Source organism: Pseudomonadota bacterium, from assembly GCA_013285465.1.
Lineage (GTDB): Bacteria > Pseudomonadota > Alphaproteobacteria > Micavibrionales > CSBR16-224 > CSBR16-224.
Map to the genome: position 1 here is coordinate 159,780 of CP053449.1, position 12,341 is coordinate 172,120.

At 51.7% G+C, this 12,341-nt stretch carries 13 protein-coding genes; 9 read left to right on the forward strand and 4 right to left on the reverse strand.

Annotated features, from left to right (window positions below):
* Window positions 1-15 precede the first annotated feature (15 nt).
* The 6 genes from trpD to HND56_00800 are packed head-to-tail and all read left to right on the forward strand — an operon-like array spanning window position 16 to window position 6,218.
* On the forward strand, window positions 16-978 hold the full coding sequence (gene trpD, locus HND56_00775; protein QKK04300.1) for an anthranilate phosphoribosyltransferase: 963 nt from the start codon (window positions 16-18) through the stop codon (window positions 976-978).
* A complete protein-coding gene (locus HND56_00780; GenBank protein QKK04301.1) occupies window positions 975-1,736 on the forward strand; it encodes an indole-3-glycerol-phosphate synthase in 762 nt (253 codons plus the stop codon). The genes trpD and HND56_00780 overlap by 4 nt, the downstream gene beginning before the upstream one ends.
* Window positions 1,726-2,331: a phosphoribosylanthranilate isomerase gene (locus tag HND56_00785; GenBank protein QKK04302.1), complete on the forward strand. Its 606-nt coding sequence runs from the start codon at window positions 1,726-1,728 to the stop codon at window positions 2,329-2,331. Before HND56_00780 ends, HND56_00785 begins: the two co-directional genes overlap by 11 nt.
* Window positions 2,332-2,336: 5 nt before the next feature.
* A complete protein-coding gene (trpB, locus tag HND56_00790) occupies window positions 2,337-3,548 on the forward strand; it encodes a tryptophan synthase subunit beta (GenBank protein QKK04303.1) in 1,212 nt (403 codons plus the stop codon).
* Window positions 3,545-4,327: a tryptophan synthase subunit alpha gene (locus tag HND56_00795; GenBank protein QKK04304.1), complete on the forward strand. Its 783-nt coding sequence runs from the start codon at window positions 3,545-3,547 to the stop codon at window positions 4,325-4,327. The genes trpB and HND56_00795 overlap by 4 nt, the downstream gene beginning before the upstream one ends.
* Window positions 4,320-6,218 carry a phenazine-specific anthranilate synthase gene (locus HND56_00800; protein ID QKK04305.1) on the forward strand — a complete coding sequence of 633 codons (1,899 nt, stop codon included), beginning with the start codon at window positions 4,320-4,322 and terminating at the stop codon, window positions 6,216-6,218. Before HND56_00795 ends, HND56_00800 begins: the two co-directional genes overlap by 8 nt.
* On the opposite strand, the gene HND56_00805 is transcribed toward HND56_00800, so the two are convergent.
* From HND56_00805 to maeA, 3 genes are read right to left on the reverse strand one after another with little or no spacing between them, the layout of a single operon-like run.
* Complete coding sequence (locus HND56_00805) at window positions 6,215-7,075, reverse strand: hypothetical protein (GenBank protein ID QKK04306.1); 861 nt, start codon at window positions 7,073-7,075, stop codon at window positions 6,215-6,217. The genes HND56_00800 and HND56_00805 overlap by 4 nt on opposite strands.
* On the reverse strand, window positions 7,075-7,398 hold the full coding sequence (locus tag HND56_00810) for a hypothetical protein (GenBank protein QKK04307.1): 324 nt from the start codon (window positions 7,396-7,398) through the stop codon (window positions 7,075-7,077). The genes HND56_00805 and HND56_00810 overlap by 1 nt, the downstream gene beginning before the upstream one ends.
* 3 nt (window positions 7,399-7,401) lie before the next feature.
* Complete coding sequence (gene maeA / locus HND56_00815; protein QKK04308.1) at window positions 7,402-9,015, reverse strand: oxaloacetate-decarboxylating malate dehydrogenase; 1,614 nt, start codon at window positions 9,013-9,015, stop codon at window positions 7,402-7,404.
* Between the two features lie 71 nt (window positions 9,016-9,086).
* Here maeA and HND56_00820 point away from each other — a divergent pair, with 71 nt between their 5' ends.
* The 3 genes from HND56_00820 to HND56_00830 all read left to right on the forward strand — a co-directional run bounded on the left by HND56_00820 (window position 9,087) and on the right by HND56_00830 (window position 11,600).
* The gene (locus HND56_00820) at window positions 9,087-9,791 is read left to right on the forward strand and encodes a pirin family protein (protein QKK04309.1); all 705 of its coding nucleotides are present in this window, start codon (window positions 9,087-9,089) and stop codon (window positions 9,789-9,791) included.
* Between the two features lie 130 nt (window positions 9,792-9,921).
* Window positions 9,922-10,446, forward strand: coding sequence for a hypothetical protein (locus HND56_00825; protein ID QKK04310.1), 525 nt, complete (start codon window positions 9,922-9,924; stop codon window positions 10,444-10,446).
* A 47-nt stretch (window positions 10,447-10,493) separates the two neighbouring features.
* Window positions 10,494-11,600, forward strand: a complete 1,107-nt coding sequence (locus HND56_00830) for a hypothetical protein (protein QKK04311.1) — start codon at window positions 10,494-10,496, stop codon at window positions 11,598-11,600.
* Here the strand turns inward: HND56_00830 and cobB are convergent.
* Window positions 11,592-12,323, reverse strand: coding sequence for an NAD-dependent protein deacylase (gene cobB / locus HND56_00835; protein ID QKK04312.1), 732 nt, complete (start codon window positions 12,321-12,323; stop codon window positions 11,592-11,594). The genes HND56_00830 and cobB overlap by 9 nt on opposite strands.
* Window positions 12,324-12,341: the final 18 nt, after the last annotated feature.

The window sequence follows — 12,341 nt, forward strand, 5'->3', positions numbered from 1 at the left end:
TATTAAAGAATGAATATGAATGCGCAAAAAGACTCCATCCACCGCCTTGTTCATGATGAATTATCTATGGACGGGCAGCTGGATTGTCTGCGCGGATTGACGCTGGACAATCTGACGCCGGAACTGGTGACGGAGGCCGTAAAGCTGTTCCGCGGGCAGATGATTGCCGTGCCGCTGCCGCATAAGGATGCGGTTGACCCTGTCGGGACGGGCGGTGATAAATCCGGCAGTTTTAATATTTCGACCACGTCGGCCTTGGCGGCGGCAGCGGCGGGAACGGCGATTGCCAAACACGGCAATATTTCCATCTCGAGCAAATCGGGTGGGATTGATCTGCTGCAGGAACTGCATCTGACAATCCCCGGCACAGCGGCGCAGGCGGTGTCGGAATTTGAGCGCAATAATATCGTTTTCTTTTTTGCGCAGATATTCCATCCGGTTTTTAAAAACTTCACCGCGGCGCGGCGGGCGCTGGCGGCGGAAGGTGTGATTACGCTGTTTAATATTCTGGGGCCGTTATTGAATCCTGCCGAAACGCAGCGCACGGTAACAGGTGTGTTTCGCGCCGATCTTGTGCCGCTGGTGGCGGAGGTGAAACGCGCGACCGGCATTAAAAAGGCGCTGATCGTCCATGGCAACGGCATGGACGAACTGACATTAACGGGGGAGAATATCATCGCGGAAATCAATGGGGGTGATATTCGCTATTACACAAAAATGCCGGAGGATTTCGGTTTTAAATCCTGCACGGCGGAAGATATTCAGGGCGGCAGCCCACAGGAAAATGCGGTGATTACCCGCGCTATTTTCGACGGCAGTATTACAGGTGCAAAAAAAGACATCGTGGCTTTGAATACAGCGGCAGCAATTTATGTCGGGGATGACGACATCACATTTGATACGGCGCTGGAAAAAGCGCGGGCGGTGATTGAAAACGGCGCGGCAACGGCATTGCTGGAAAGGCTGGCAACAGTATGAGCATATTGGACGAGATTGTTGCGCATAAGCGGGAAGAGATAAAGGCACTGGCGGATGTCTCAAACCCGGTGCATTGTACACGTGATTTTGCGCAGCTGTTTGAAAATGCACCCTGCCTGATTGCGGAGCTGAAGGCGGCCTCGCCATCCGAGGGGGTGATTGCCGAAAATTTTGAACCGGAAACGCAAGCCGCGAAATATGTCGCAGGCGGCGCGAACGCGATTTCCGTTTTGACGGATAAAAAATATTTCGGCGGCAGTTTTGAGGTGCTGCGTAAAACGCGGGCGCTGACGGATTTGCCGCTACTGTGCAAAGAATTCATTATTGATGAAAAGCAAATTCGCGTAGCGCGTGATTGCGGTGCGGATCTGGTCTTGCTGATTGTGAAGATTTTGCGTGATGAAGAATTACTGCGGTTGAAAAATGCGGTGGAAGATTTGGGTATGGCGGCGCTGATTGAAATTCAGAATGAGGAAGAGTTAGAGCGCGCTTTGAAAACATCTCCCGATCTGCTGTTGATCAATAACCGCAATCTGACCAGCTTTGATGTTGATATGGGTACAACGGAAAATCTGCTGGCGGGCATTCCCGATCATGTGAAAGCGATTGCCGCCTCGGGCATTAAAACGCCGTCCGATCTTGAAAATTTTTCACCGCGTGTTGACGGTTTTCTGATTGGCACGACATTAATGCGGTCGGAAGATCCTGCCGCATTTCTGCGGAATTGCCGCGGAACATGGAAGACACATGCAGCCTAAAGTAAAGATATGCGGTATTACGAATTTGGGTGATGCGCTTTTGGCGGAAAGTCTGGGGGCGGATTTTATCGGATTTGTCTTTGCGGAGAAATCGCCGCGCCGCGTCAGTGAAACAACGGCCAGGGAAATTTCCGCTGCGCTGACAAGGGCGCGCGCTGTTGGTGTGTTTGTCGAACACAGCCGCGATGAAACCGAACGGATAGCGGAGGAGTGCGGCTTATGGGGTGTGCAGCATTATACTTATTTCCCCGAAGGGTTCTGGGGGCCGCATTATATTTACGCACTGCGGCTGGGCGCGCCGGATGCGCCACAAGATTTTTCTTCCCTGAATTGTGATTATATGCTAATTGATTCCTATGATGAAAAACAACATGGCGGCACAGGCAAAGTATTCGATTGGACGGAACTTCCGTCCGGCATTAACCGTGCGCGCGTTTTTCTGGCCGGCGGCCTAGGACCTCATAACATCTGCGCGGCCGCACGCGAAAACACATTCTCTCTTGATCTTTCCAGTAGCGTAGAAGCCCGCCCCGGGAAAAAAGACCCGGCAAAGCTCAAAAAACTTTTTACCAATTTAAAACATTGTGAAGGATAACGACAATGACAGTTTCCTTACGGAACCTGCCCGATGAAAAGGGTTATTTCGGAGATTTCGGCGGGCGCTTTGTACCCGATACGCTGATGCAGCCGCTGCTGGATTTGCAGGCGGCTTATCTGGAGATAAAAGATACGGCGGAATTCAAAGATGATTTGGCGGATTTGCTCAATCATTTTGTCGGCAGGCCGACACCGCTGTATTTCTGTGCGCGTTTGACGGCGGAATGCGGCGGCGCGAAAATCTATCTGAAACGCGAAGATCTGACCCATACCGGCGCACATAAAATTAATAATGCCGTCGGGCAGATTTTGCTGGCCAAACATATGGGTAAAACCCGCATCATTGCCGAAACCGGCGCAGGGCAACACGGTGTGGCGACGGCAGCTGTTGCGGCCAAGATGGGCATGGGCTGCGTTGTCTATATGGGGGCGGAGGATATCAAGCGGCAGGAGCCGAATGTGTTCCGTATGCGTCTGCTGGGCGCGGAAGTGCGCGGTGTGGAAAGCGGTTCGGCAACTTTGAAAGATGCCGTATCCGAAGCGATGCGCGACTGGGTCAGCAATGTTGCCGATAGTTATTATCTGCTGGGATCGGCTTTGGGGCCGCATCCTTATCCGATGATTGTGCGCGATTTTCACAAAGTCATCGGGCAGGAAGCGCGGGCGCAAATTCTGGAAACGGAAGGCCGGTTGCCGGATGAAATCTGCGCCTGTCTTGGCGGCGGCTCAAACGCGATCGGGGCTTTTCACGAGTTTCTGGATGATAAAGAGGTTGCACTGACGGCGGTCGAAGCCGGCGGCACGGCGATTGAAACAGGTCATCACGCGGCGCGTTTTTCCGGCGGGCATGCGGGAATTTTCCAAGGTATGAAAAGCTATGTTTTGCAGGATAAAAGCGGACAGATTTCTCTGACGGAGTCCATTTCCGCAGGATTGGATTATGCCGGTGTCGGCCCCGAACATGCCAATCTGATGGAAGAAGGGCGCGTGCAGTATTTATATGTGCATGATAAAGAAGCGCTGGCGGCTTTCCGGAAATTGAGCCGGATGGAGGGTATTCTGCCTGCGCTGGAATCATCGCATGCGCTGGCTTACGGGCTGCGCCGTGCAAAGGAAATGACACAAGAGCAAATCATTATCGTTAATCTTTCCGGGCGCGGCGATAAAGATATGGGGATTGTGATGGAAGCATTGGCAGAGGAGTTGTCGTTATGAGCAGAATCGCAAGCACATTTGCCAAAGGCAAAGCCTTTATTCCCTATATTACGGCGGGCGATCCCGATATGGCGACGACGCTGTCGGTTTTGAAAACACTGGCACGCAGCGGCGCGGATATGATCGAGCTGGGGATTCCTTTTACCGACCCTGTTGCCGATGGTCCGACGATTCAAAAAGCGTCCGAACGTGCTTTAAAACATCCGTTCCGCATGGAAAGCATTTTCGGGCTGGTGAAGGAATTCCGTTCGGCGGGATTTGAAACACCGGTTGTATTGATGAGCTACGCCAATCCTGTTTTTGTCTACGGCTATGAGGCCTTTGCCAAAGAGGCGGTGGCAAGCGGTATTGATGCGGCTTTGCTGACGGATATTCCGCCGGAGGAAGCGGAAGACTATGTTGCTGCGGCAAAAAAATACGGGCTGGGAACGGTCTTTCTGTGTTCGCCGACGACATCACCGGAACGGCTGAAACTGGTCGATGATGCCTCCACCGCCTATGTCTATTATGTGGCGCGTGCGGGGGTGACGGGCGCGCGCGATGATCTGCCCCGTGATGTACAGGAAGCATTGGCGGATTTGAAGAAAAATCTGAAGAAACCGCTTTGTGTCGGCTTCGGTATTTCGACGCCGCAGCAGGCGGAGGTGATGGCAAAATATGCGGATGGGGTTATTGTCGGCTCCGCCCTTGTCGGTTTGTTTGAGCGATGGCGCGGGACGGAACTTCTCTCGCATATCGCAAAACTGACGCAGGATTTAAAAGGAGCCATTCATGCTTAATATAGAATTTGTAAAAACAATTGATGATACAAAACCCTTCGCCCTGATTGAGAAAGAAGGACGGCTGAATTTTTATCAGGGGAGGGTCAGCCGTCTGGACAATATTCGTGATATTCATAAGCTTGCACGGCGTGAAAATAATGATGTTGTTTTTGTGCTGCCTTATGCCGCCATTCGTGAACGCGGTTTCGAGGCTAAGGGAGATGAACCTGTTTTGGGGTTGTCGGCAAAAACACAGCTGGGTTTCGCAACGGAAGAGATTTTGCCGCATCTGCCGCAGGAAGGATTTGATCTGGACGGCAGTGTTGAACCGCTGCTGAATGACGATGATTACGCAGCACTGGTGGCGGCGTTTCAGCAGAATGAAATTGAAGGCGGGCATGTGTCACAGACGACAATCTCGCGTAAATTTGCGGGGCGGATTAAGAACCTGTCACTGCAATCGCTGCTGGGAACATTCCGCCGGATTATTTTGCAGCGCGGCCATTATATGGCGGTGCTGTTTTACAATCCGGCTGCGGAGGAAAATGACGCGCAGATTATTCTGGCGGCAACACCGGAGCGGCATCTGGAAGTGACGGGTACGCGGACGATTATGACGCCGATTGCCGGAACCTTGCGCAAGGAGGACCGCGAAACTTTTCCCGAAAGATTGAAACAGTTTATTCACGATAAAAAAGAAATTAACGAGCTGTTTCAGGTGCTGGATGAGGAAATGAAAATCATGGGTCTGATCTGTCCGGAAGGCGGGGCGGTGAACGGCCCGTTTCTGCGTGAGGTCGGTGCGGTTGTGCATACCGAATATAATCTGATCGGCAAACGGACTTTGCATTCGATTGACGCTTTGCGTGAAACGCTACATGCACCGACGGTGGTCGGCTCTCCCATGGAATCGGCGGCGCGGGTGATAGCAAAATACGAACCTGATTCCCGCCGTTATTACGCGGGGGAAATCGGCGTTTATAAAAGGCCGCGTACCGAAGAACCGGATGGTGATATTGATGCCGCCATTTTGATCCGTATGGCGGAAATCGGCAAAGACGGAAATTTTGTCGTGCAATCCGGCGGCGGGCTTGTCCGTGATTCCGACCCCGCAAATGAGGCGCGGGAATCGACGGCAAAGGCGATGGGAATTCTGCGTTATTTCACCAGCGAGAGCGATGCCGTTCCTTATTTGACACAGGAATTACAGGACGGCATCCGTGCGGATTTTGAAGCACGCAATGACCAGCTGTCGCAATTCTGGATGCAGAAACAAAACCATTATGCGCCGCAGCTGGGAACGGCGCTGGAAGGTAAATCCGTCACGATTATTAATAACGAGGATAATTTTGCGCATATGATCGCGCATTTAATTCGCAGTTTTGACGCAGACGTCACCGTCACGGATACCTTTGCCTATAACCCCGCACAGGATAAAGCGGATGTGACATTGATCGGCCCCGGTCCCGGTAATCCGAACAGCCGTGATCAACCGCGTATGGCAAAGCTGCATGATATTACGGCGGCTTTGCGCAAATCGGGCAGGCCGCTTTTGGGTGTGTGTCTGGGGCATCAGGTCTTGGCACTGCATGAAGGCCTGACGGTGGCGCAGCAGACCAGCTCGACACAAGGTATGCCGATTGCTGTGACGGTTGACGGTCAAGATTGCCGTCTGGGATTTTACAATTCCTTTTCGCCCGTGATGGATGAGGCGGCTGAAAAATGCCGCGGTATTGCGTTTGATTGTGATGATAAGAGCCGCATTATTGCGATGCGCGGTGCGGGGTTTTCCGGCTTTCAATTCCATCCGGAATCGGTGATGTCAATCGAAGGGGTGGAGCTGCTTTATAAAGCGCTGGCGCATTTGACGGACACGGCGCAGCGGGAAAAAGTCGCGCGGGTGCTTTAAGGCGATAAGAGCAGAATGTTTTTATAGATATCGCTGGCCTCATGCGGGTCAAGTTTGATTAAGCCGGCGAAAAGCGTTGTCGAGACAAAACACATTTCGGCATTCGTCATATAGGGGTTTTGCATGGCCTGTTTGATTTTATCTTCCTGCCCGCTGTCGCGATAGATTGCCTCAAGCCGGCGTTCAAGGCGGCGGGTCGTGTAAAAGGACGGATCATTCGGTGCCTGCAGGGCGCTTTCGATGATGCCAAGTGTCGTATAGGTTTCATTGATAACGGCATCATCGCCGATAACGACCGAAACGCTGCGCAGCCTTGCGGTTTTTCCGGTAATGTAATCGGCGCAGGTGTCATATTGCGCGGAGCGCATAAGCCCGTCGAGGACGGAGGATTTCGACCGCAGCAGGCTGTGAATGGCCTCGGGTGATGCTTTCATCATATAATGCCCGAAATGCGGCATAATTTCATCCAGCAGAATGACGGTGACGGCTTCGACGGCGTCGTCCTGTGGCAGTTCCAGCTCCATCACAGCGGCAATCCGCGCGGTGATGCGGTCTTTCAGATCAGGATGATGCTCATACAGGATTTTTAAAACCGGGTGCTGTGTTCCCAGACTGTCCAGAACGGCGATATAGGGCGGTGCTTTCAGAAGCATAAAAATACCGAACAGGCAGGGGATTAAAACGGCAAACCGTGCCGGCGGCCAGCCTGCGGCTGCGGTCTCCCCTTTTCGCAGTCCCGGAAAAAGACGTGTCAGCACCATCCAGACGGCAGTGCTGATGAGAAAACCGAGCACGGCAATAATCAGGCTTTTCACCGGAGAATTCCACAGGATAAATTCCGTCCACTGCTCTTGCATCAGAAAGTCTCTTCCCCGTTTTGGGGTGCGGGTATGGTTGTTTTTTCAATATCGATTTCCGCCGTGTTTTCCGCGGGGGGATTATCCTCCGTCTGCGGTGTGGCCAGCGGCAGATAGACGGCGGTGAAGACGGCACAGACAATCAGCACGCGGGACAGCGGCATATAAAGCGGTTCGCCGTCTTTGTTTTTTGTCCTTAAAGCGGGAAACATTTTTGCGGCTATCAGCCATGTGATCTGCGCGGCAAATACGGCGAGCACAACAAGAAGAATATCTTTTGTGCGGCTGTCCCAGAGTATGAAATCCGTCAGATATCCGGCCATTTTTTACCTTTTAAAGCGCTGCAGTAATTTGCGTGCGGCACCTGTTTGCGGTGCCACCCGAAAAGGGTCATAGGATTTTTTATCCAGAAATTTATCAATATTTTTCGGCGGGGCGGCGGGGACCAGCTTTTCTTTCACAGCCGTTTTGATAACGGATTTTGCGATGGCGCGCGACATCTCGCCCGCCTTTGCCATACGCGGATAAAGCGACCCTGCCGCAAGATCGTCTTTGCTGACATTGGCGGCCAGCGTTCTGGCGGCGGCCAGTAGCATGGAATCGGTAATTTTTGATGTTTTGGACACCATTGCCCCCAGACCGATACCGGGGAAAACAAAAGCGTTATTGGCCTGTCCGGGGATGAGTGTCTTGCCGTCATAGGCGACGGATTTGAACGGGCTGCCGCTGGCGAAGAGCGCCTTTCCTTTACTCCATTTATAAGCATCCTCCGCGGTGCATTCGGCATTTGCCGTCGGATTGGAGAGCGCGAAAATGACCGGGCGCTCATTCAGCGCCGTCATTTTCCCGACGGCTTCTTTGGGGAATGCGCCTGCTTTTCCGGTTGCACCGATCAGCACATGCGGCTTTACCGTATCAATGGAAGACAGAAAATCCGCAGGCGCGGCATCAACGGCATAGGGTTTTTTATGCGCTTCCAGCTTGTCGCGGCTTGTTGTGACCAAACCTTTACTGTCCACAAAGCTGAGGCGTGTGCGTGCTTCTTTTTCAGACAAGCCTTCTTCCTGCAGGGCCTTGACGATCAAATCGCCGATACCCGTTGCGGCAGAGCCTGCGCCAAGGAACATGATGCGCATATCCTTGAAATCCGTTCCCGTTTCGCGGGCGGCGGCATAGAGCCCTGCCAGCACAACTGCGCCTGTGCCCTGAATATCATCATTGAAACAGGGGAGCTGATCCTGATAACGCGTCAGCAGGCGGTAGGCGTTATCGGTGGCAAAATCTTCGAATTGCAATACGGTTTTCGGATATAGTTCTTTCACCGCATCAATAAATTCATCCATCAATTCCAGATATTCCGCGCCGCGCAATCTTTCAGAGCGGTGACCAAGGTAAAGGGGGTCGGCAAGCAGAGCCTTGTTATTGGTGCCGACATCGAACATGACCGGCAGGCTCTGTCGCGGTTCAATACCGCCCAGCGCGCTGTAAAGCGATAATTTGCCATGCGGGATTTCCGCACCGTTTGCGCCCAGATCACCGAGGCCGAGGATGCGCTCCCCATCCGTGACGACAATGGCGCGGATATCTTTTTCCGGCAGTGCGGCGAGTTTCTCTTTGATTTTGCCCTTATCCGCAGGGGTGATGTGCAGCCCGCTGACTTTGCTGAAAATATGTCCGGCTTTTTGGCAGGCTTCGCCGACGGTCGGGGTATAGACCAGCGGCATGACCTCCTCCATATTGTTGTGGAAAGTCTGGAAAAACAAATCCGTGTCGCGCTGTTTCAGATTGGCGAGGTAAAGATATTTTTCGATAGCGCTGTTTTTCTGTGCGAGAGCGTCCATCACCGCATCTGTGCGGGCGGTGTTGTTATTTGCGCTCTTCTTCTCCGGGGAAAAGAATTTTTTGACGGGTGCCGCAAGAGTATTAAACAGCTTTTTCATGGACCGGCTTTCTTTATAATAAAGACGCATTTATTGTGACATGAAACAAGGGAAGAGAAAAGGGGCGGAAAATGGCTGTGACAATTTATCCTTTCGAAGGGCTGGGGCAGTTTAAGAATGACTGGCTGCATGCGCGCTATCACTTCAGTTTCTCGGAATATCACAATCCGGCGCGGATGGGGTTCGGCACATTGCGCGTCATTAATGATGATATTATTCAGCCGCAGAGCGGTTTCGGCATGCATCCGCACCGTGATATGGAGATTATTACCTATGTTCGCACAGGCGCGATCAGCCATGAGGATAATCTGGGCAATAAAGGCCGCACCGCGGCGGGCGATGTGCAGGTGATGAGTGCGGGCAAAGGTATTCTGCATGCCGAGCAGAATGCGGAAGATGAGGAAACCAATCTGTTCCAGATATGGATTACGCCGCGTGAAAACCGTGTGCAGCCGCGCTGGGATATGCGGCAATTTCCGAAAACGCCTGTAACGGAGGCGCTGCATTTGCTGGTCTCGGGACGTAAAGAGGATGATGCGCAAGGCGCGCTCTACATCCATCAGGATGCGTTTCTCTATGGCGGGCGGCTGGCGGCAGGGGCGGAGATTGTGCATAAGCTGCACAATCAGGCCTATCTGCTGGTGTCGGAAGGCGAGATTTCACTGGACGGGCAGGTGCTCAAAAAAGGTGACGGTGCGGAAATTACAGCGCAGGAAGCGGTCAAAATCAGTGCCGTCAGCGATGCGGAAGTCGTTGTGATTGACGTTCCGGCGTAAATAAACGGAAAATAACGAAAAAACCGTATTGTTATAACAAATGTTAAAACTTTTTCCTTGACTTTCCCCTGTTAAATTTGCCATAATAAAAACACAGAGAAATACCAGAAAACAGGGGAGTACGGCTTTTATGAAACAGTTTGTTAAAACGGGTCTGGTCGGAATTTTTGCAGTGGGTGCGCTGGTCGGATGCGACAAGGCGAATTTTGAAAGCCGTCATGATTATCTGGAGCGCCGCGCCGCCGAAAAACAGCAGGAATTATTCGAGAAAATGCCTGCCTTGCAGGTTGCGGCGGTGACAACCCCCGAAGATTTCAAGGATTTGAAAAAAGGCGTCTATGCCACGCGCTTTGTTGAAGAGGGCGATACGTTGCACTATCTCGTCAATGTCGTGCAGACCACCCATGCGCATAAGAATGTGATTGTCACCGGCGGCGAGGGTGATGAGAAAAGCCTGTCGGAAAGATTTAGCACATTATCGGCAAAAGACCTGACCCCGATCGATCTGCCTGCGGAATTGTGGGAGCTGTCAAAAGGCCAGTACGAAATCACGGCGGAAGTCGCGGGTGATTTACAACGCTGCACCGCCAATGTTTCGCAAACGACACATGGGCATAAAAATGTCGTGCTGTCGCAGTGTCGTCCGGTGCGGTAAGGCAAATTCTTCTATCCTTTATGCGCAAAACTGGCTTTAATTAGACCATGCGTAGGATTTTTATTCTTTTTGTTGTTGTGTTTCTTGTGTCTCCTTTTGCAGAAGGCGCGGTTCTTGCGCAGCCCGCGCCTTGGCAGGGATCACTTTATGAAGGTGATGGAGGTGCGGGAACTGCTTTACAGACCAGTATCGTTGAAGAATTGACAACGCCTATTCAGAACCGTCTTTTAAAAAAAAGCTGGAGAGATGCTTCTGCGGAGGAATTGGCAGATGCGTTTGTTGAGGCTGTGCTTGGTTACGAGTTAACATTCGATGTTTTAAGAAAGATCGAACGAGCAAAGGGGGATGTTTACAAACGTACGGAAATTGTTTTCGACCCTGAGAATCCAGAATATGTCAGAACTCTGCGAAATGGGGGCTATCATGTTACAGAAAAAGGCCTTTACAAGTATCGTGGAAATGAACCGATCTCCATGGAAATAAGGCACTTCGCTTCGAAACTTGTGCGTGAGAGAAAGAACGGATTACCATTGCCTTTGGAGAAGGATGACCCTGTCTATCAGGGTTGGTTACGTGAAGCGGAGTCCCCTTTTGAAGAAATGAGAAAGAAAATTCAGGATGTAACAGGCATCTCTGTGTATGGGGAATTTACGTTAAACGAGTATATAAAAGATATAACTGTGAATGTGCGGGATGAGATCGATGAAGATACACTCAGAATTGCCTTTAAATTTAATCATGAAGGTTGGACTGACGGAAACAGAACTGCTGATCGTTATCGGGAAAAGGTGCGAATGCCACTCCATTTGCGCAAGGTAGTTGGAGTATCGTACCACGAACGAGATCGAAAGAGAAAGAATGCGCATTACCCAATGAATGTAAAAGTCTATGTCGGGGCAGATAGCTTAGAACATATATATGTAGAGTGTGGTGAGCGTTATACAGCTCTGAACGCCAAGCAAGAATTAGCGCAACTGGGCTGTCTTATTAAAGCTGTTGGTTTGGTCAACTTGAACTTTTCAGGCGGTGCTGATTATGCTCTGTGGATGCTGCGCGTTCTCTATGATGATCGTATCACACAGGGCATGATGGAAGAAAAATTGCGCCAAGTGCTGCCTGATATATTGCGGGACAAAATGAAGGAATTACAGTAATTCGTTGACCCAGTTGGTGACGGTTTCGGTGGCGGGACCGTAAAAGCCTTCATCGAAAGCGGAATGGGTGAGGGAGCGTTCGAGGTTGAGCTCGACGGTTTTTGCGCCGTGCAGGGCGGCGGCTTCGACAAATCCGGCGGCGGGGTAGACATGGCCTGATGTGCCGATGGCGGCGAAAAGATCACAGCCGGAGAGATGATGATAAATCTCGTCCATGTAAAGCGGCATTTCACCGAACCAGACGATATGCGGGCGCAGCCCTCCCGCAATGCCGCAGGCGGAACAGTGTGTCGCGGCATCAAAATCATCACGCAGTTCCGAAATTTCACCGCAGGACAGGCAGCGCGCTTTCAGTAATTCGCCATGCATATGCAGCAGGTTTTGACTGCCTGTGCGGTCATGCAAATCATCAATATTCTGCGTCACGACGACAACTTCGCCGTCATAGTTTTTTTCCAGCGCGGCCAGCGCGTGATGTGCGGCATTCGGCGCGATCTCGGGGGAGAGAAGCTGCTGTCTGCGCTGATTGTAAAAACGGTAAACCAGTGCGGGGTCGCGGCGGAATCCTTCGGGGGAGGCGACATCCTCAACGCGGTGATCCTCCCACAAACCGTCCGACGCGCGAAAGGTGCGGATGCCCGATTCCGCTGAAATACCTGCCCCTGTTAAAATGACGATTTTTTTCATTTCCTCTTTTCCTGCACGGATTTTTCTTTCTATCATAACGGGGGAAGAGGAAGA